The 20,052-nt window shown below is 28.6% G+C and carries 20 protein-coding genes; 12 read left to right on the top strand and 8 right to left on the bottom strand.

What is annotated here, in order from left to right:
• Positions 1-155: 155 nt before the first annotated feature.
• Positions 156-686: a hypothetical protein gene (locus BJG89_RS11090; RefSeq protein WP_096810648.1), complete on the top strand. Its 531-nt coding sequence runs from the start codon at positions 156-158 to the stop codon at positions 684-686.
• 546 nt (positions 687-1,232) lie between these two features.
• Here the strand turns inward: BJG89_RS11090 and BJG89_RS11080 are convergent.
• Positions 1,233-1,595, bottom strand: a complete 363-nt coding sequence (locus BJG89_RS11080; RefSeq protein ID WP_096810647.1) for a hypothetical protein — start codon at positions 1,593-1,595, stop codon at positions 1,233-1,235.
• A gap of 582 nt (positions 1,596-2,177) precedes the next feature.
• Between BJG89_RS11080 and BJG89_RS11075 the strand changes: the two genes are divergently transcribed.
• Entirely contained in the window at positions 2,178-2,384 is a 207-nt protein-coding gene (locus BJG89_RS11075; protein WP_096810646.1) for a hypothetical protein, read from the top strand.
• A 528-nt stretch (positions 2,385-2,912) separates the two neighbouring features.
• Positions 2,913-3,512 carry a short chain dehydrogenase gene (locus BJG89_RS11070; protein WP_096810645.1) on the top strand — a complete coding sequence of 200 codons (600 nt, stop codon included), beginning with the start codon at positions 2,913-2,915 and terminating at the stop codon, positions 3,510-3,512.
• 236 nt (positions 3,513-3,748) lie between these two features.
• Here BJG89_RS11070 and BJG89_RS14830 read toward each other — a convergent pair whose 3' ends face one another.
• Entirely contained in the window at positions 3,749-4,150 is a 402-nt protein-coding gene (locus BJG89_RS14830) for a LysE family translocator (protein WP_232514180.1), read from the bottom strand.
• A 326-nt stretch (positions 4,151-4,476) separates the two neighbouring features.
• Positions 4,477-5,070 carry an NUDIX hydrolase N-terminal domain-containing protein gene (locus BJG89_RS11060; RefSeq protein ID WP_096810644.1) on the bottom strand — a complete coding sequence of 198 codons (594 nt, stop codon included), beginning with the start codon at positions 5,068-5,070 and terminating at the stop codon, positions 4,477-4,479.
• Positions 5,071-5,623: 553 nt separating this feature from the next.
• Between BJG89_RS11060 and BJG89_RS11050 the strand changes: the two genes are divergently transcribed.
• From BJG89_RS11050 to BJG89_RS11025, 6 genes are all read left to right on the top strand, one after another.
• Positions 5,624-6,304 (top strand): alpha/beta hydrolase family protein, encoded by a 681-nt coding sequence (locus tag BJG89_RS11050; protein WP_096810642.1) that lies wholly within the window; start codon positions 5,624-5,626, stop codon positions 6,302-6,304.
• Between the two features lie 474 nt (positions 6,305-6,778).
• Positions 6,779-7,192, top strand: coding sequence for a hypothetical protein (locus BJG89_RS11045; RefSeq protein ID WP_096810641.1), 414 nt, complete (start codon positions 6,779-6,781; stop codon positions 7,190-7,192).
• Between the two features lie 289 nt (positions 7,193-7,481).
• Positions 7,482-8,279: a glycerophosphodiester phosphodiesterase family protein gene (locus BJG89_RS11040; protein WP_096810640.1), complete on the top strand. Its 798-nt coding sequence runs from the start codon at positions 7,482-7,484 to the stop codon at positions 8,277-8,279.
• A 350-nt stretch (positions 8,280-8,629) separates the two neighbouring features.
• Positions 8,630-10,654 (top strand): heavy metal translocating P-type ATPase, encoded by a 2,025-nt coding sequence (locus tag BJG89_RS11035; RefSeq protein WP_369967585.1) that lies wholly within the window; start codon positions 8,630-8,632, stop codon positions 10,652-10,654.
• A gap of 231 nt (positions 10,655-10,885) precedes the next feature.
• The gene (locus BJG89_RS11030) at positions 10,886-11,356 is read left to right on the top strand and encodes a GNAT family N-acetyltransferase (RefSeq protein ID WP_096810638.1); all 471 of its coding nucleotides are present in this window, start codon (positions 10,886-10,888) and stop codon (positions 11,354-11,356) included.
• A gap of 1,323 nt (positions 11,357-12,679) precedes the next feature.
• Positions 12,680-13,438, top strand: coding sequence for a GolD/DthD family dehydrogenase (locus tag BJG89_RS11025; RefSeq protein ID WP_096810637.1), 759 nt, complete (start codon positions 12,680-12,682; stop codon positions 13,436-13,438).
• A gap of 390 nt (positions 13,439-13,828) precedes the next feature.
• Here the strand turns inward: BJG89_RS11025 and BJG89_RS11020 are convergent, their stop codons facing one another.
• From BJG89_RS11020 to BJG89_RS11005, 4 genes are all read right to left on the bottom strand, one after another.
• Positions 13,829-15,259, bottom strand: coding sequence for a YfcC family protein (locus tag BJG89_RS11020; protein WP_232514179.1), 1,431 nt, complete (start codon positions 15,257-15,259; stop codon positions 13,829-13,831).
• 255 nt (positions 15,260-15,514) lie between these two features.
• A complete protein-coding gene (locus tag BJG89_RS11015) occupies positions 15,515-15,706 on the bottom strand; it encodes a hypothetical protein (protein WP_096810636.1) in 192 nt (63 codons plus the stop codon).
• 178 nt (positions 15,707-15,884) lie between these two features.
• The gene (locus tag BJG89_RS11010; protein WP_096810635.1) at positions 15,885-16,157 is read right to left on the bottom strand and encodes a hypothetical protein; all 273 of its coding nucleotides are present in this window, start codon (positions 16,155-16,157) and stop codon (positions 15,885-15,887) included.
• A 228-nt stretch (positions 16,158-16,385) separates the two neighbouring features.
• Complete coding sequence (locus tag BJG89_RS11005) at positions 16,386-17,459, bottom strand: acyltransferase (RefSeq protein WP_096810634.1); 1,074 nt, start codon at positions 17,457-17,459, stop codon at positions 16,386-16,388.
• A 378-nt stretch (positions 17,460-17,837) separates the two neighbouring features.
• On the opposite strand from BJG89_RS11005, the gene BJG89_RS11000 reads away from it, so the two are divergent.
• Complete coding sequence (locus BJG89_RS11000; protein ID WP_096810633.1) at positions 17,838-18,653, top strand: alpha/beta hydrolase; 816 nt, start codon at positions 17,838-17,840, stop codon at positions 18,651-18,653.
• Positions 18,654-18,785: 132 nt separating this feature from the next.
• Complete coding sequence (locus BJG89_RS10995; RefSeq protein WP_096810632.1) at positions 18,786-18,968, top strand: hypothetical protein; 183 nt, start codon at positions 18,786-18,788, stop codon at positions 18,966-18,968.
• A 262-nt stretch (positions 18,969-19,230) separates the two neighbouring features.
• On the opposite strand, the gene BJG89_RS10990 is transcribed toward BJG89_RS10995, so the two are convergent.
• Positions 19,231-19,431 carry a helix-turn-helix domain-containing protein gene (locus BJG89_RS10990; protein WP_096810631.1) on the bottom strand — a complete coding sequence of 67 codons (201 nt, stop codon included), beginning with the start codon at positions 19,429-19,431 and terminating at the stop codon, positions 19,231-19,233.
• Between the two features lie 234 nt (positions 19,432-19,665).
• Between BJG89_RS10990 and BJG89_RS10985 the strand changes: the two genes are divergently transcribed.
• Positions 19,666-20,052 carry a VOC family protein gene (locus tag BJG89_RS10985; RefSeq protein ID WP_096810630.1) on the top strand — a complete coding sequence of 129 codons (387 nt, stop codon included), beginning with the start codon at positions 19,666-19,668 and terminating at the stop codon, positions 20,050-20,052.

Here is a 20,052-nt window from a genome sequence, read left to right as displayed (position 1 = left end):
TTATAGTCAATTAGAATTATGGTATGTATATTATTATTGTAAAGTGTTCATCAATTAATCAATCGTTTTTAACTTTTAGAGGCGATATTTTTATAGATATGTGTTATATTTAAAGTCCTACTACTGTCTCCTGAAAATATAAAAGGGGAAATTCTATGATAAATTTAATTTCAGCAATAGGTTCTATAGGCACATTTATAATGGCATTATTCTATTTTGTTTCAGTCACTTTGCAACTGTACCAAATGAAAATCGGCTTTATTCCAGCTTTAGGTTTTAACCAAGTATTGCTTGAACTAAATGAAGAAGACGAGCTTACCATGAAAAATATGTCAACTGACATTACTGATCATGAAGATTATTTAAAATTATATAACTTGGGCGGCGGGGCTGCTAAAAAGATAAAAATTGAGATTTTATTAGATGGTGAAAAAGTTATACAAGAAAAATATGTAAATATGTTACCAAGTAAAGAAAGTTATCTTTTACCTGTAAACAAAGAAGTATTTGAAGAATTTGAAAGCACAATCCAAAATAATGGATATGAGTCTAATATAAATATTAGAATATCTTACCGTCATAATGTCAGTAGAAAACAACATACATTGACATTGAATGGCAAGTTGGACGAATTTAATATGTATAAAAACAAGACAATATATGAACTTCAATTTATAGAAGATTAATTTTAACTCTACCTGTTAAGGTAGGGTTTTTTATAAAGTGAAAATGTGTGAAATAGTATTCATTTATATTTAAGAAACTGGATTAAACAAACATAATTTGGAGGATATTACATAAAAAATAAGCCCATCAATTAAGATGAGCTAAAAGATTAATGATAACAAAATAAATAAAACAAAAGGGTAACATTATTGTGATTTTAAAATATAAAAATAATATACAAAAAATATTACGATTGTTGCAGGTAAACTGATAGTTAATGTTTTTATAAATTCGCTACTAATTAAAATAAATATTTTGAGAAAGGGCGCGTGAATTATTTCGCTGATTTCTGTTTCAGCTGGTCTGAAAATAATTGTTAAAAAAGTAATAATTAAAAAAAGACAAGTGAATATTTCAAGCTCTTTTTAAATCTCATAAAACACCTCTTTTGTATTTGTTTAAATATCAAAATAGATATTTAATTAAACGTTTATATTTGCTTCGATACAATAAAAATAAAATTTTAGCATGATCATTTTATCGAAAAAAGATACAGTTGAAGGTGTTTAATTTTTATTTATTTCATCATTCATAATTTCTGATACGCTATCGTTATGTTTTTCTTGTGATAAACCTTCAAAATCTTTTTGTCTTGTAAGCTTATCTATTTCATTTTGTGCTTCTTCAGACATACCTTCAGTTGAAAAATCTCCGGCAGGCATTGAATTTAAATCTATTTTTTGATTTTGCCCTGGATTTTCATTTTGATTATTTGGCATAAATGTGCCCATTGGTGTTTCTATTGAATGGTTATTTTCATTTGCTATCTTTTGTACTTGTTCATTTAATAGCTGTTCATATTCTTCATTTGAGACATTGTTGGCTTTAGGTATATTATTTTCTAGAAGTTGATATTCTTCGCTTGTCATACCTTTTGGCGGGATAACGCCGAAGGGTCTATTGCCTTGTTGTGTTTGGTCTTCAGCATTTGTATTAGGATTCTTTTCTTGTATGTTATCTTTATTTTGTATGTGTGGACGTTCTTCAGAAGTTTCATCTTGCTTGTTTACAGTATCAGCTGCTTGAGTATTGCTAGCACCTGTCTTATTTTCGCTAGTATTTTTATCAATATCAGATTGTGTATCGTCGTCTTTAGTATAATTTTTTTTCGTGTCTTTAGATGATGATTCAGTTTCTTTATTATCACTCGATTTACTATCTTCACTATTACTACATGCGGATAAAATTAAGAAACTTGATATTAATAAAAAAAGGCTTTCTTCATTTAGCTCCTCCTAAAAAACTATTGTTATAATTTAATTGCACTATATTAAAAATAAATGTGTGCAAACATCTTATTATTATAAGAAATTTGTATATTTTTGTGTAATGGATGAAAACTGTTTTAACCGTCCAATATACACGCATAGTGGAGAGGAAATATACGATATGTTAAAATTTACTATATTTCTAGAAATTAATAATAAGGTATGAAGAAAAGGAGTGTTGATATGACTCATATTTATGCAAATTTAATTGGCACTTGGACTGATCTTACAAATATGAAAGACGTAGTTATAAATGATATTTATGACTCACCAATAGAATGGTTGATTGAAAATAAAAATACTATTTTCGAACAACGTAGTATAAAAATAAATATTGGAGAAATAACTTATTTCATACATCCGAGCTGTTTGCAAATTATAACTAAGTAGTTAAAACGATTAGAAATATTACGTGTTGATTATTGTTTTTAAATAAATGAAATCTTCGAATTATAAAGCATCTTCGATAATATAAATCACATAATGTGATAAGCTTTAATTACTTAAATATGTAACTCGTTATTCATGTGCAATACAGTGCTTTTTTTAAATAATATTATTTGAATGTTTATAAAGCCTTTTTAATCCTTAACATCCCATTAGAAAGCTTTAATGCGCTAAACTCATAGGCGTCCCACATATCAATTGGTAGTGGCTCAAAGATATATTAATATTAGGGAATACCCTTATACAGTAAATACAAATGATATGATAATCTATATACAGGTAAACTTCAGACATTTACCCAAACAAATTTTGTGCAACCACTCTTCGGAGTGGTTATTTATTTTATTGACTATATATCTTTTGGTTACAAATTGCATAAATTTTTGAGTTTTAAATTATTTCAATATTCTGAAATAAATAAATTTACTTTTTCTTTTCCGGTTGTTAACTTTAAGTAAAGGGGTGGTGGGTTTGAAAATATTATTAATAGGATATACAGGTTTATTAGGTTCTGTTCTAAAAAAGGAGTTAGAAAAAAAGCATAAAGTCATTGGTGCATCTAGACATAACGCGGACGTTGAAGTAGATATTACTGATACTGAAAGCATTAAGCAAATGTATAAAGAAGTAGGCAAGGTTGATGCTGTTATAAGTGCCACAGGAGCTGCACATTTTGGCCCATTAAATGAAATGACACCAGAATTAAATGATATAAGCATCGATAGTAAGTTGAAAGGACAAGTTAATTTGGTTTTATTAGGGATGGAGTATATTAATGATGGTGGCAGTTTTACATTAACAACAGGTGTCATTATGGATTGCCCTATTTTTGAAGGCGCATCATCTGCTTTAGCAAATGGTGGTGTAAAGGCCTTTGCTAAATCAGCAGCTGCAGAAGCACCGAGAGGAATTCGTATTAATACAGTTAGTCCAAATGTTTTTGAAGAGTCTCCAGATCAATTGAAGGCGTATTTTCCCGGTTTTAAACCAGTGCCATTAAAAAGAGTTTCATTAGAATATATAAAAAGCGTCGAAGGCATTCAAACGGGACAAAGTTATGAAATTTATTAACTTTATTGTATATAATTTAAAATTTACTGTCACAACCACTCACTAGGGTGGTTGTTTTAATATGATATTCTATAATTTAAAATGAATCATAACATAGAAAATAATTGTGAATTTGATAAGATTTAGTGATGGTTCAGAATGAAAGATATTGGTTAATATCTCGAAGTAAGATCAAAAAACTGAGACACTAGTTTATATCTCAGTTTAATGGATTAAAAATTTACGTTACAAATATATCATTGTTTTGTGGTCAAAATTTTAACTGATAGCGCAATTAAGGTAATACTAATAATGTAGTCAAAAACCATTTTAAATTTAGGTTTTTGAAAAATTGCTTTTACATAATTAAATATAAAGGTACACAAACTAAACCACGTTATTACAGTTACAATAAAGAATCCTGAAAGTATTGCGCCTTGTACACTTTCATTGTTCTGATGGTTTATAAATTGGGATAAGATATTAATATAAAATAAAATAGCCTTTGGATTTAAAATCATAGTAGTAAATCCTTCTTTATAAGCGTTAAACAAATTTATTTTTTTCGTATTTACAGAATCAATCCTTTGATAGTTGAATTTATGCGCATTAATTATATTGTTAAGACTTAAATAAACAATATATACAGCGCCTAACACTTTGATTGCTAAAAAACAGTATGGGAACTTATTAATATAAAAATAAGGCCTAAAGTGGCTAAAATTGCGTAAATTAAATGGGCGTTTGCTATCCTTAAAGTTGTGAAAATGCCACTTTTGATTCCAACGTGTATGCTGTTTTTTATAACAGCAAAAAGCTTTGGTCTGGTGTGATGAGAATCAATAAAGACATCACTATAAAATTAATCCAATTTTCTATATATAACCCCTTGTTTGAATATTAAAAGATTAATGATGTTTTCTCTACTAATTATAGGATAAAAGAAATAAACAAAAATACCACGAATTAGTAGAGGAAGTTCATATTATTCAATAATGGTTTTTCCATTTTTGTTATTAAAACAATCAATGATTTGTTGTTCAGTATTTCTTTTAGTTGATAGTACCGGTAGCTTTTTTAAGTCAAAGAAAGCTACTGAACTAGTTTCAATACTAGTCGTTAAATTGCCACTTAATTTTTTACAGTAATATATTAGTTTGTAATATTGCGCTAAGGCGTTCTCTGGATTCGATTTGTTTGTATCGTAAACAGCGATGAGATTTTTGACAGTAGTATTTAATCCTGTTTCTTCTTTAACCTCTTTAGTTATATTTTCAACTGGTGATATGCCTATTTCTGCAAATCCGCCTGGTAGTGCCCATAATTTAGTTTTAGAGTCTTCCACTAATAAAATATGGTCGTTATGGTCTAGGATCAACGCTCTCACGTCGATTTTGGGTGTTGGATAACCTTGCTCTTTGTGAAAATTTATAGGTTTTTGTGTTAAATGCGTATTTATAAATTTTTGCGTTATATCAAATAGGTTATTGTATCGCTCAATGTCATATGGATCTTTAGAATAATTTAAACCTTCGTTAGAAATAGCTAATAATCTTTGGAAAAATTCTTTTTCGCCCACATTAATCACTCCAATATATTTCTTCCAACTTTACTAAAAAATCTCAAGCATTTCTAATGACATGAACTTAAAATCAGAGGTAAGTAAATTTGCATCTCGCGTTTTTTATGTGCTACCTCAACAGAGCTATGCGTGGTCATGTTATAGTATCCTCAGATATGCTATTAAAGTAATTAATTTAGTGAATGAAGGCGGTATAGATTCAGCCGTTACAGAAAGAGAAAAGCAAATTCAAATTGCATTAGACATTAAAAAAACACATGACTGATATTTAAAAATTTAAGCTATAAATGAATATGCTTCCTTTAAAGTAGATACTAAAAAATGAAAAATTAATGCTTAGTTTTTATAATTAAAATCATATAAGGCGGTTTTTAAATAATAGTAATTATTCTACAAGTTTTAATTAAAAAAGCACTTATATCAATTGTTTACAAGTTCAGTGATTTGGTTATAGGTAAATGGATATTAAAAACTACAAGGCGTTTTGGTATGAAAAAATTAAATAAAGACATGTTGTGTATTGTATTTAGAACATAGGGGTGGTTTTTAAATGGAAAAAATAATGTATTCGGATCATGAAGAAAATTTTTTTGAAGTATATCAAAAAGAAAATAGTAATGGGCAATGGATATTACTTATTCATGGAGGGTATTGGAGACAAAAATTTAGCAAAAAGCTAATGGAACCTTTAGTTGAAACGTTTTTAAATGAAGGGTTTAATGTGGTTAATATTGAATATTGTAGAGGCGAGCATAGATGGCCGATACCCTTTGAAGATATTAAACAAGCAATCAAAACGTTTAAAGAGACGGATTATTATAAATCAAAAGATGAGATTATCTTATTAGGTCATTCAGTAGGTGGGCAATTGGCCTTGTTAAACGAAAACAGTGTAGATAGAGTGATTGCTTTAGCGCCAGTTACAGATGTGTTATTTACAAAATCAAAAGGGCTTGGAGATAATGCAGTCGTTGAATATTTTGGAAATACAAATGACGCTAACTTAGAAAAAGCTTCTCCTATTCATAAAGATGGCTACAATTCAAAAATTTTAATTGTGCATGGGTTAAATGATCAATCGGTATTAATAGATACGACTTTAAACTTTGTAAACAAATACAAGCAAAGTACTATATATTTATTTTCTTTTCCATTTTTAAGTCATAAAGCATGTATTGATCCCAAAAACTATTGTTTTCAGTATATATTGGGTTGGCTGAACCAGGACTAAAGAGGTCATAACAATATATTTTTAATCACTATGAAAAGATTATTGAATTAATTTTTGTATTTACATCTAATTTGTTATATTAATCATTTCATTATGAAGTATTATATTATAATTAGCTTTTCATGACTGAATTTTAATATGTGCGATGCGTTAACCAATCGTCATTTTAATGATATATATAAATTATTTGTACGTTGATATGTAAGGTAACAGCTTTCGGTTACTGAATAGTAATCATTTAAACATTGTCAAGATCATCTGGCTATATGATGCTGAGGCATTTATGCCTCAGCATTAAATATTATAATAACAGAATTAAATATATGTTTAGAATACAAATTTTATCGCAAAAAACGAATGATATATCGTACGTGATGTAACTCATATTAAAGACAGAGTGACTTACATAAACTAATATATTAGAACATTAAATATAGGGTATGTATAAGAAAGTGTTTTAAAGAGGTGGTATATTTGGATTTAAATCAAAACATAAATGAATATTTAAAACTATTGTCAAATGAAAGTTCAAAATCATTAAAACATTACAAAGATAGAAATATTATTTCTAAGTTCTTTTATAACTTATTTAAGCACCCGAGAGATAAGAGAAAAGAGTTACTTTATTTAGATTCTATCGATGAAGATGCATTTTACCAATTGTTTTGTGCATATATTATAGGAAGTGACATTTTAACAATACCAGATTGTTTAAATTACGATATTAAAAAAATTGGTGGAATAGAACCGTATTTTAAAGAAAATGTTAATTTACTAAAAATCAGATTACCTATAAAGCACGAAGCAGCTTTACATTTTAAGGATAAAGATTGTAATTTTGTTATAGAATCTCTTGTAGCCTTTCAGAAGCGTTTTTATATGCAATAAGATTTCAACAAAAATAACTGTTAACCATAAAATCGATAGGATTAAAACAAAAACATATAGATTTCAGAAGTTGTCTTTTTAAATTAGCTAAATTCAAGAGGGATCCTTATAGTATAAATATGAATGTAAACTTCACATACTTGTTGCTTAGTAATCTTCGCTTTCTATCTTTTTAATGCTTAACATGAATCTAAGTAAAAAAATTACTGTATTAAAAAACTAAAATATTTAACTTAATCAAATGTGCTAAAATAGATTGTGTATATAATAAATCTAGGTAGGTATAAAATTGAAAAAGTTAATATTTGTTAGTTTATTAAGTATCATATTATTATCTGCTTGTTCTGATAATGTTTTAAGTAAAAAATATTTAAACATTGCACATAGAGGCGCAAGTGGATCGGCTCCTGAGCACACGTTTACTGCTTATGATAAAGCTATTACACAAAAAGCGGATTACATTGAACTAGATTTACAAATGACAAAAGATAATAAATTAATTGCTATGCATGATAAAGAAGTAAATAGGACTACGAATGGCAATGGTTTGGTAAATGATTTATCACTATCAGAAATCAAAGCGTTAGATGCTGGTTCACATTTTGATTCGAAATTTAAACATGAGTTAGTACCTGAATTATCTGAAATACTAAAAGAGTATAAGGATAAAACTAATTTTTATATTGAAACGAAACATCCTGATATATATCCATTTATGGATGAAATTTTAATGAAAGATTTAGAGAGTGAACATTTATTAAGTGATAAAAATTTAAAAAAAGGAAAGGTAATTATACAATCATTTTCAGAAATGAGTTTACAAAATATACATAATTTAAACGAGGATATTCCATTAATAAAGCTTATAGATGATAAAGACATTTCAAATTTAACTAATGCAGAATTAGAACGGTTAGCAAATTTTGCTTATGGTATTGGGGTTAATCAAAAAGCTGTTACAAAAAATATTGTTAAACGCGCTCATAACAATGGATTGAAGGTACATGTTTTTACTTTGAACAACAAAAATGAGGCACTTAAAATGAAAAAAATGGGAGTAGACGGTGGTTTTAATAATAATCCATAGAAATACACAGTACGATATGTTTTTAAGTTCCTCCAAAATATGTCGTGTTATACCAACAGAGTAAGCTACCTTATAGCGAAACCATAGTGAAAATAAATTTTTAAGCAAATTAATATTCATTATGTTAAACAAATAATTATCTTTCATAAAACGGGACTGAAATCAAGACAAGTCATTAATTTGATTTCAGTTCCGTTTTTTACTTATATAAAAACAAAGCAAAATTATTATACCTAGATGGGGTATATGTTATGCTTGTTTATGTTAAGAGAACAATATAAACAAGACAAGGAGGTTGTAAAATGACAAACCTAAAAAATCACGGCTCACATAACGTTCATAATCATGAGATGCACGAAGCATCTCACACACACAGCCACGAAAACCATGAAGCGCATAACCATGACGCTCATTCGCATCACCATGGCAATTTTAAACGTAAATTTTTTGTGTCACTGTTCTTCGCAATACCGATAATTATTTTATCACCAATGATGGGAATAAAATTACCATTTCAATTTTCATTTAATGGATCTGATTGGATTGTATTAGTTCTCGCCACATTTTTATTCTTTTATGGAGGTAAGCCTTTTTTAATAGGAGCGAAAGATGAACTTGTTTCTAAAAAACCTGGTATGATGACGCTTGTCGCATTAGGTATTTCAGTCGCTTATATTTACAGTTTGTATGCATTTTATATGAATCATTTTAGCAATGCATCTGCCCATACCATGGATTTCTTTTGGGAATTAGCTACATTAATTTTAATTATGTTATTAGGTCATTGGATAGAAATGAATGCTGTTGGCAATGCAGGCAATGCACTGAAAAAAATGGCTGAATTATTACCTAACACAGCAGTTAAAATCATAGATTCTGATCATAAAGAAGAAGTACAACTATCAGAAATAGCAATGAATGATATTGTAGAAGTGAAAGCTGGAGAGAGTATACCAGCAGACGGCACGATTGTTCGAGGTAGTACGTCTATAGATGAATCATTAGTAACAGGGGAATCTAAAAAAGTTACTAAGGCTCAAAATGATGAGGTTATAGGCGGTTCTATTAATGGTTCAGGAACTATACAAGTTCAAGTAACTGCAACGGGACAAAATGGCTACTTATCTCAAGTGATGGAACTTGTAAATCAAGCCCAAAATGATAAATCCGATGCGGAGTTATTATCGGATAAAGTAGCGGGTTATTTATTCTATTTTGCGGTAAGTATTGGGGTAGTATCTTTTATCATATGGATGCTAATATATAATAATATTGATTTTTCACTAGAAAGATTAGTAACCGTATTAGTGATTGCATGTCCGCATGCTTTAGGATTAGCTATACCATTGGTGACAGCACGTTCAACGTCCATAGCTGCACATAATGGATTAATAATTAAAAATAGAGAATCAGTAGAATTAGCGCAATATATTGACTATATTCTGATGGATAAAACAGGTACATTAACAGAAGGTAACTTTTCAGTTAATCACTATGAGAGTTATTTAGAACAAAAGAGTGATAATCAAGTATTATCTTTATTTGCATCATTAGAAAGCAATTCAAATCATCCACTTGCTATAGGTATTACAGAGTTTGCTAAAAGTAAAAATATAGATATTATTAATCCTGAAGCGGTTAATAATATACCAGGCGTGGGTCTAGAAGGAACTATAGAAAATCAGAAATATCAAATAACTAATGTTAGCTACTTGGAGAAAAATAATTTTAAATATGATGAAAACCAATTTCAAAAACTTGCTCAACAAGGTAACTCAGTGAGTTATTTAATTCATAATGATAAAGTGATAGGCATTATAGCTCAAGGAGATAAAATTAAAGAAAGTTCTAAACAAATGGTTTCAGATTTGTTATCAAGAAATATAACGCCTGTGATGTTGACAGGGGATAACAGTGAAGTAGCGAAGACAGTAGCAAATGAGCTAGGTATAAAAGATGTACATGCGCAGTTATTACCTGAAGACAAAGAAAAAATAATTCAAGATTATCAAAATAAAGGGAATAAGATAATGATGGTTGGAGACGGTATCAACGATGCACCTAGTTTAATTAGAGCAGACATCGGTATGGCAATAGGTGCAGGTACAGATGTAGCTGTTGAATCAGGTGACGTTATTCTTGTTAAAAGTTCACCTTCAGATATTATTCACTTCTTATCACTTTCTAAAAACACCATGAGAAAAATGGTTCAAAATTTATGGTGGGGAGCAGGTTATAATATTGTTGCCGTGCCGCTTGCAGCTGGTGTATTAGCATCTATTGGACTAATATTGTCACCTGCTGTCGGAGCAGTATTGATGTCACTAAGTACCATTATTGTGGCTATAAATGCTATCACATTAAAATTAAAGTGATTTATAAATTATTGATTATTAAATGAGATGTTAAACCCGTTGAGTCCATTAACACGTTTTAAAGTAGAACAACAGAAAATAATCGCCAAAACCCATTTATCTCTATGCATATTTGTGGGAGCGAGACAATGAAGTTTTTAAGCAAAAGATTTCTGTCTCGCTCATTTTTTTATTAGTATTTGTAAAATAATTTGTGCTAAACTGTTCCTAATTTAAAGGGGGAATTATTAAATGACAATAAGTTTAGAGCGTATGACTCAATTGGATTATGATAACTTTTATGAAAACAGTATATATGAGTATGCTAACGAACATATTAAAAGTGGTAATTGGAAAAAAGAAGGCGCAATTGCTAGAGCTCGTAAGGCTTTTGAAAATCTACTACCAAATGGATTAGCAACAGATGGCGAATATTTATTTTCCATCTTTAACTCAAATGAAAATATTGGGTATTGTTGGTTGCATTTTTCTGGAGATAATAATAAAAGTTTTATTTATGATATACATATCGATGAAAAATTTAGAGGAGAGGGGCTAGGCGAAGCGGCGATGCTGGGTATAGAAAATTACTGTAAAGAGAGAAAAGTACAAAGTATTGGGCTACATGTGTTTGGCCATAACCAAAGAGCAGTATCTTTATATAATAAAATGGGGTTTCAAGTTACAAATTATCGAATGGAAAAGGTATTGGATGAAGGATAGATGATAAATTCTAAGTAAGACAGATGATATGAATAACTGCCAGCATATTTGTTTGCTTCATCACTGTTATCATAAAAAGAGAGTATTAAGAGATTAAATTTTCACGTTGTTTATCATTACATAACTTAAGGTGCCTTATATAGATGGGCTCAGTGATATCAAACCTCAAATTATTTTTGTTGAAGTAATTTTATCAATAAAAAGTAATTTTGAAATAATTTATTATTATAATATATTTAATAAATGAAACGGAACGTATGTTTCGTGTTATAATAATTGTAATAGTGAATAGTATAGAGTTATAAATGTACTTGATAACTATTAAATAGAGCGGGTTTTGATCGATATATTTTATTGGAAAATCAGAGTTGATCGCTCTGAGAGGTGGAAAAATGAGTGTTGCAATCATAATAACTCTCGCCTTTTTAGCGATTATGCTATTTAAAGTTAGTAATATAATCTTACAATTTTTAGTATCTCTAATTATTACCATTATATATATCTTCATTATTTTTAAAATTGTAATTTGGTTAATATATATATTAAGCTATTTAAAATAATGTATGATTATTTACAGCTAGATTTTCGTAAACGCAAAAAGGGTTTATTATAAACATGAATAAATAATTAATGAAAAAGACAGTCAATCAAACGACTGTCTTTTTTGAAAAGTATATTGGTTAATTGAAAAAGTAGTAGTGCGCCTCAAATTCAGTTGTATTATTATCTGTTAAAATATAGGATAGAAGTAATATTTTGTTGCTAAATATTAAATTTCAAGTAGCCATATTTAATACAAGTAAGATCAACTTACCTTTATATTGATTATTTTTACTAGATTCAATATCTGCTTTTCGTGGTTTTGTTTCATTATAAACTTCTTCAGCATCGTCCCCATCATAATAACCTACGTCGCTGGCATTTTTAGTCTAGAGTTCAGCTGATGATAAGGCGCTGTTATATTACTTTCTTCCTCTACAACGTTATTTTCATCATTTTGGTTTTTATTCGTTTTACTTTCTTTTAAATTATCTTTTCGAGCGTGTACTTTTTATTTGAATTATTATCTGAGTTACTTTCTTCCTCTACATCATTACTGCAAACTGTTAATACTAAGAAAATTGGCTAAGAAGGCAAAAAGCTTTTTCATAAAAAATACTCAACATTTATATTCTATAATTATTGTAATACATTAATTATATTAAATTTATGCAATATACTTTCAGTTATATTATTTTGAACTTGAAATAATAAATTATACAATGGTTTTGAAAGCGCTATATAACAATCATATAATTTAGATAAGAAAGGGGTAATAGAAATATGAAAAAATTTAAAGGGTTTGATAAAAATTTTAATATCCCAGGTAAAGTCGCTGTTGTGACTGGTGGAAATAGCGGTATAGGTAAAGCCATTACTGATTTTTACATAGAAAAAGGAGCAGTAGTAGCAGTTTTAGATATCAAAAAAGATGTTCAAAAACTGAATAGCGATAACATCTTAGGTATACAATGCGATATTACAAAAGAAGTAGATATTGATAGTGCTATATCGCAAATTATTAAGAGATTTAAAAGAATAGATATTTTAGTCAATTCTGCAGGTGTAGCATTGTTAGATTATGCTGAAAACATGTCAGATGATATTTGGCAAAAACAAATAGATTTGAATTTAACAGCTTCATTTAAAATGGCTCAAAAAGTCGGAAATGTTTTTATAAAACAAGGAGACGGCGGGAAAATTATAAATATGGCAAGTCAAAATGCAATTATTGCGTTAGATCGACATACTGCTTACGGTGTCACTAAAGCAGGTATTACAAACATGACAAAAAGTTTAGCATTTGAATGGGCTAAATACGATATAAAAGTAAATGCTATCGCTCCAACGATAGTTGCTACTGAACTATCAGATAAAGCATGGGTAGGTAAAGCGAGGGAAGATGCTTTAGCGGGTATTCCTTTAGGACGCTTTGGAGAGCCAGAAGAAGTCGCTGCAATTGCTTTATTTTTAGCTAGTGATGCAACGGATTTTATTACTGGTGAAACAATTGTTATTGATGGCGGAAATACGATTAAATAACGAGCTGTTTCTAAGTAAAGAATATGTTATTACCTAACGATATTAGTTTAAAATTGGTTAAATAAAAGCTATATAAAAAGTTGGGCTAAAACAAAAATCTAATGGGCTTTATAATGGTTTTCTAATTTTCAGCTATAAAACGTCTTCTTTTAAAATTTTCTTTTTATGTGACTACTATAAAGAAAGTATATCAATACTATCATTTTGAATAGGTCCTCAAATATTTAATAATTAAGATGAAAATACATTTATATCAAACTACGATGCAAAAATCGAGATGAATCTCTAATTGCTTATAAAAAATGTTTCTCTATATAACAAAAAAAAAGCTATGAAAAATCTATCATGATAGGTTTTTCATAGCTTTTTTGATATATTTGGATTTAACTTTTATGACCAGCCAATTAACTGTGCTACGATTAGTGAAATGATTGATATAAGCCCCCATATAATAAAAAGAGGGAAAAAGAATCTAATCCATTTAGTATATGAAACACCGCCAATTGCTAATGCAGCCATGAAATAACCACTTGTCGGGTAGAATACATGAGTGAAACCATCACCCAGTTGGAAAGCTAAGACTGCTGTTTGTCTAGTAACACCTAACATATCTGCTAATGGAGCCATAATAGGCATAGTGACTAGTGCTTGTCCGCTTCCTGAAGATATGATGAAGTTAATTAACACTTGAACGATGTACATACCGATTACTGCAACAGTTGGCGTTGCACCATCAATAACTGATCCTAATCCATGAACAATACTATCCATGATTTTGCCATCTTCAAGCACCACTGCGATTGAACGCGCTAGTCCAACGATGATTGCGCCCATTAAAACGTCTTTGAAACCATCATTGAATGCTTCGCAAATATCACGTGTATTTAACCCCGTAATCAAACCAACGACGATACCCATAATGATAAATAACCCGGACATTTCAACCATAAACCAACCTTGCGTTGTCACTCCATACACAAGTATAACAAAAAAGGCTAATACGACAGCGATGCCCACTTTTTGACGTTTGGAAGCAACTAATGGTTTTTGTTTAGTAATGTCTTTATAAGTTTCTCTTTTTTCTGTATCTTCTTGGTAAACTAAACTCATATCAGGCGTTTGTTTTACCTTTTTAGCATAACGCATAATAAATAAAATCGTAACGAACAGTACAATTATAAATATAATTAGACGTAGTCCAATGCCTGAGAAAACAGGAATATCTGATAATTTTTGAGCTAGTCCAGTATTAATTGGATTTAATACTCCTACTGTAAAACCGACAACGGTCCCGCATAATGCGATAGCAGTAGCAGTAATTGAGTCATAACCTAACGCGATGATTAAAGGAATGATAACTGGTATGTATACGAGTGAAAGCTCAGCCGTTCCAATCAAAGTAGCGATAATTGCAAATACAGTAGTAAGTACTGGAATAATAAAAATACTGTGGTTCAAAAATCGACGTGCCAGTTTATCAACACCAATTTCAATAATACCGGTACGTCTTAATACCATAAACATACCACCAATAATTAATGTAAAGAATACAATTTCCCCAGCTTCAATCAAACCTCTGGGAATAATTGAAATAAAATCCACGATATTAACTGGTGCAGCTGTTATATAATGAAATGAATCAGCATCTACCATTTCTCTACCCTCAGGTCCTTTAATTCGATCAAATTCGCCTGATGGAATAAGATAGGTTGATATTGTTGCTAATACGCCAAATATAAATAAAATAACATAAATATGCGGCATACCAAGCTTTTTTCCGTTTTTGTTTGTTTCTTTTCCTTTGTTATTTGAAAATTTCAAATTTCCACCCCTTTTAAATAATATAAATAATGTTAATATATCATAATTTTATAAGAAGTAGAAAGAAAGATTTCAGAAAATTTACAGAACAAGACGTATTCTAGTAATAATTTTATAATACGCGTAAGTAAGTATAATTGATTTGAGTATTTTATGAAAAGACAGGTATATAAAAATCCTAGCGAATGAAATAGAATCAACATTTGCTAGAACGCGTGTGGAGTATAATAGTTATTTGGTATGATTAATCAAAATTCAGTTAAAATCTCTTGGTATTTTGGCACTATATTTTGATTTATCTACGTTATTACATAATAAATTTAAATAACGCTGAACGTTATGCGTAGTGACATCTTTAGGTAGCGCATGTGTAAAAACATTACCTTTTTTAGTTTCGACAGTATAAGTTATATTATAGTTGCTAATCTCCAAATTAATAATTTTCATAAATATCCCCTTAACAATGGTCATTGTTTTAAATTATGAAATTGAAAATAAAAATGAAAAACCGACCATTTATATAATTGTACTATACATAAATCTTTTAAGTATTAAAGAGTATAACATATTTTGAAAATTAACTTAAATAATATATAAAAAAACACACTCAAATTATAGAATGTGTTTAATCATTAAGTAAATTTAATATTTCATCATATTTTTGTTCACTTAAAGTCCCTAAAGGGCTTTGCTCAATTTCAAATATTAAAAAATCATCATTTGAATTGAATGAACTTTTAATGCTTTCGTAAATAGTGGCTTGATCTAAATCACTTTTTAAGAGCCAAAGCCCTCTATAAATATACAATGATTTACCGACACTATTTAATTTTGCAGGTAATTTTTCATAACCATACGAAATGGAATTTAAATTATAGGACAAAATATACTTTGCCATCAATATCACGCTCCAATATAAGCATATCATTAACTGAGATTTAAAAGTTGATAAAAGGTTGAAGGAAAAGTGAAAATTATAAAATCCATTACATTATTAGTTTATAGATGGCCCAAAGTTAAAACATCTATATATTTGTCTTTATGTAAAAATTACGTTTAATATACTTAAGAGAAAGTTATTAACTCAAAATGTGTGACAATTAATATTATCGATATACTTTCTAATTTAAGTAATAGAAGGTGTATTATTACGAGCAACATATTTAGATTTTTTAGGCACAGGTACAATATAATTAGAATTAGGAATTTTCATCAATAGCCAAATTATAAGAATAGAAATACTTACCACAGATATATAAGACAATCCGACTAAGAAGAAGCTTTCTCTATTATCAAAAATTGAAATTTTAAAGACAATCCATTTAATCAAAGGATGTACTAAATATATACCCATAGAATAATTACCAATAAGCGTAAGTACTTTTAAAAGGACGTTAATTTTTTTAATAATTGCATATAAATATATTAACAGTACTAAGAAAAATGGTGTATACATTAAGTATATTGGGTGAGATGATGTTAGTAAATTATTTAAGTCAATAAACATTAGGTGTGAAATAAATAATACTCCAATTATAGGTAATAATAACTTTTTATAATTCTTAGTGATTGAAATGATTTCTTGATAATATTTGGCAAAAATTATACCTAATATAAAATAAGATATCCAATTTAATATAAAGGATCTACTCGTAACAAAGGTATTTAAAATGGATGAGCTTAAGTTTATATTATCACCATAGATCAGCCAAAGTATATTGATAACCGTGAAAAAAGCATAAGTGAGTAGTAATGGCAATCCTTTTTTAATTTTGTGTAATAATGGGAAAAGAAAATAAAATTCTATAACGGTTAATATGAAATAAAGATGGTAGTTACCAGTACCATATAAATAATAATCCATAAAGTGAATATTAGGGTTAAGATTAACTTCTACAACGCCTCGATAATATAAATAGACAGAGGTCCATATAAGATAAGGTATAAAAATCTTTGTGAATCTAGAGTTAATAAAATAATTTAAATCAAATCCACGTCTTAAAGTGGAACTTGTAAGTAAAAATGCACTTATAACTGCAAATATTGGCGTCCCAAGACGTGCAATCTGGTTAATGTAACTTAAAAAATCTACCATAACATCTTGGTCAGCAGTATTTATGTAAGTTACACTAACATGTACACATACTACTAATAATGTTGCTATCGACCTTATAACAGGTATTTCATCAAAATATTTCATTTAAATGCTCCTTTAGATTTGTTTCAAAAAGAAAAATTTTAACGAAATGCTAAAAATAAACTTACATTAATAGGACTCTATGGTCTATAAAGTTAAAAGCAATACATTTAATAATTAGGAATATATTAATTTAATGTTTTTTATTTATAAAATTTCGTTAATATAACAATAATGAATTTTATATTAATAAAACTTTTAAGTCTAGGAGTGCAAAACACTATTTTTATTTTAAATATATTTGAGAGGAAATCTTATTTATATAAATATATGGTGGCCTTTATAATTATGCTTTCATCCTTATTAAATGTTTATCAATTGTTTGTTATGGTTATTTGTGTAAATAAAATAGATTAACAATAAAAAAATGAGGTGAAAGATTTGAACTATATAAAATATATAGCATCAAAAGATGGTACGAATCTTTATACAAAAGTAAATGAGGTTAACAGTGCCAAGGGGAATATCATTATTGTTCATGGGGTGGCAGAGCATTTAGATCGTTATGATGAGTTGACGAATTATTTAAATCATAATGGCTTTAATGTCATTCGATATGACCAAAGGGGTCATGGTCGTTCAGAAGGGCAACAAACCTTTTATAGCACTGCTAATGAAATAGTTGATGATTTAACAGCAATTATTAATGAAGTTAAGTCTCAATTTGACGGTGAGTTATATTTGATTGGACATAGTATGGGAGGCTATACAGTCACTTTATTTGGAACACAGTATCCGAGTAAAGTTGATGGTATCGTAACTTCTGGCGCTTTAACAAGATATAATAAAGAAACATTTGGCAAAATAGATAAAAGTGCTAATATGCATAGTTATATTGAGAATGTTCTAAGTGATGGTCTTTGTTCAGATGAGACAATCGTTAAAAAATATGCCTTAGATGACTTAAATGCGAAACAGATATCAAATGGGTTATTAATCACATTGATAGAAGGCGTAGAATACTTAAAAAATAACGCACAACAATTTGTTGATCCTATACTGATTTTACATGGTAAAGAAGACGGTTTAGTGAGTTATAAAGATTCAATTCAATTATTTGATGAAATCGGATCTGAACATAAATCGATACACATATATGATGATTTGCAGCACGAGATTTTTAATGAATCTAGTTATAATGAGAGCATTTTTAGGGAAATTGTAGACTGGTTAAATAGAGAAATACAGAGGTATTAAAATTTTTAAGGTATATTTACAATAATATTGTTTATTAAGTCATATTCAATTAAAAAATATTTGTTTTGAGCTTTTTAAGGTTTTACAATAAAAAAGATTAATTAGGTCACATTAACGGAAGGAGGAATTTGTATGATGATTAAAACATTGCATATGCAATATGAAGAGAGTTTTGAAGCGTTTGATGATCGTGTGAATGTATTTTTGCAAGAAATTAATGACAAGCAACATTGGGAACTTGTATCAGTTACTCCTTCCGTTACAAACACCGTTGAAGGCGTAGACTATTTTATAACAATTGTTTTTAAAAAATAACAACCATCATTTAAAAATAACCTGAACCATAATTCAATGGCCCAGGTTATTTTTATATAATGTTAGCAATAGCTGTGTAAATTGAAAATTAGATTACGTTAAAAATTTTCGATTTCAGTTACTATTGATAATACAGAACTACAGTGTCTGATTTAAAAAAAATAGAATTTGTCCCGTTCTCTTTAATTTTAAAAATACGTTTCTATTTCAGTTTATCTAATTCATAATTATATGAATTTAATTATCAGATAAATTCATATAATTATGAATTAAAGGTTTTTTTAGGTACTTGGAAATAGTCGGCTAAAATTTTCGTATCTTTTTCTGAAGGTACTCTGTAATCATGTTCCCAATCCCAAATTTGGCAAATTCTGTAGTCTTTCTCATAGTTTTTGTTTAAATTAATTGCTAATTTAGACAAACTTAACTGTTTTTTTTCACGAAGCTCAGTTAAAGTTTTCAAACCCAATTCCCTCCTAAAATTTCTATAAATAACTTACAATTAATATTTTAGTACAGATAATCTATATCTTCAAATTAAGTTATTACTAATTTTTAATATATAATAATTAAAGTTTTGGACAATATTAGTGTTTTGAATAAAACACTAACTGTTATTTAATTATTTATAATGAAAAGTATAATATGAGGGTATAGATATTAGAAGAAACTAAAACATAAATGGAGGAAAAACGAATTGAAAATTATTGCAATGAGTATTTTTGTAGATAATCAAGAAAAAGCGAAACGATTTTATACAGAGAAGTTAGGATTTGAACTTGTGCATGATATGGATATAGGTGGAGGGTTTAGATGGTTAACAGTAAAAGAAAATAATTCTGACAATCCAGTTGAAATTGTCTTAGAACCCAATGATAATCCGATAGCTAAAACATATCAAAATGATTTGTTTAATTCGGGTATCCCAGTGACTATGTTTGGCGTTTCCAATTTAGATCAGTCTTATCAATCATTATCCAATTTAAATGTTAAATTTAAAACAAAGCCAAAAGAAGTTGAAGGGATTAAACTGGCAGTCATTGAAGATACATGTGGCAATTTAATTCAATTAATCGAGCAATAA

Origin of the sequence: Staphylococcus nepalensis, from assembly GCF_002442935.1 — a bacterium.
In the GTDB taxonomy this organism is placed as follows: Bacteria; Bacillota; Bacilli; order Staphylococcales; family Staphylococcaceae; genus Staphylococcus; species Staphylococcus nepalensis.
The sequence above is the reverse complement of the archived record's forward strand: the minus strand, read 5'-3'. Positions and strand labels throughout refer to the sequence as shown.

Bases quoted from the DNA above. Each gene is read 5' to 3' on its own strand.
- BJG89_RS11090 (WP_096810648.1), top strand. From the start codon at position 156: ATGATAAATTTAATTTCAGCAATAGGTTCTATAGGCACATTTATAATG.
- BJG89_RS11080 (WP_096810647.1), bottom strand. From the start codon at position 1,595: ATGACAAGCGAAGAATATCAACTTCTAGAAAATAATATACCTAAAGCC.
- BJG89_RS11075 (WP_096810646.1), top strand. From the start codon at position 2,178: ATGACTCATATTTATGCAAATTTAATTGGCACTTGGACTGATCTTACA.
- BJG89_RS11050 (WP_096810642.1), top strand. From the start codon at position 5,624: ATGGAAAAAATAATGTATTCGGATCATGAAGAAAATTTTTTTGAAGTA.
- BJG89_RS11035 (WP_369967585.1), top strand. From the start codon at position 8,630: ATGCACGAAGCATCTCACACACACAGCCACGAAAACCATGAAGCGCAT.
- BJG89_RS11030 (WP_096810638.1), top strand. From the start codon at position 10,886: ATGACAATAAGTTTAGAGCGTATGACTCAATTGGATTATGATAACTTT.
- BJG89_RS11025 (WP_096810637.1), top strand. From the start codon at position 12,680: ATGAAAAAATTTAAAGGGTTTGATAAAAATTTTAATATCCCAGGTAAA.
- BJG89_RS11015 (WP_096810636.1), bottom strand. From the start codon at position 15,706: ATGAAAATTATTAATTTGGAGATTAGCAACTATAATATAACTTATACT.
- BJG89_RS11010 (WP_096810635.1), bottom strand. From the start codon at position 16,157: ATGGCAAAGTATATTTTGTCCTATAATTTAAATTCCATTTCGTATGGT.
- BJG89_RS11005 (WP_096810634.1), bottom strand. From the start codon at position 17,459: ATGAAATATTTTGATGAAATACCTGTTATAAGGTCGATAGCAACATTA.
- BJG89_RS10995 (WP_096810632.1), top strand. From the start codon at position 18,786: ATGATGATTAAAACATTGCATATGCAATATGAAGAGAGTTTTGAAGCG.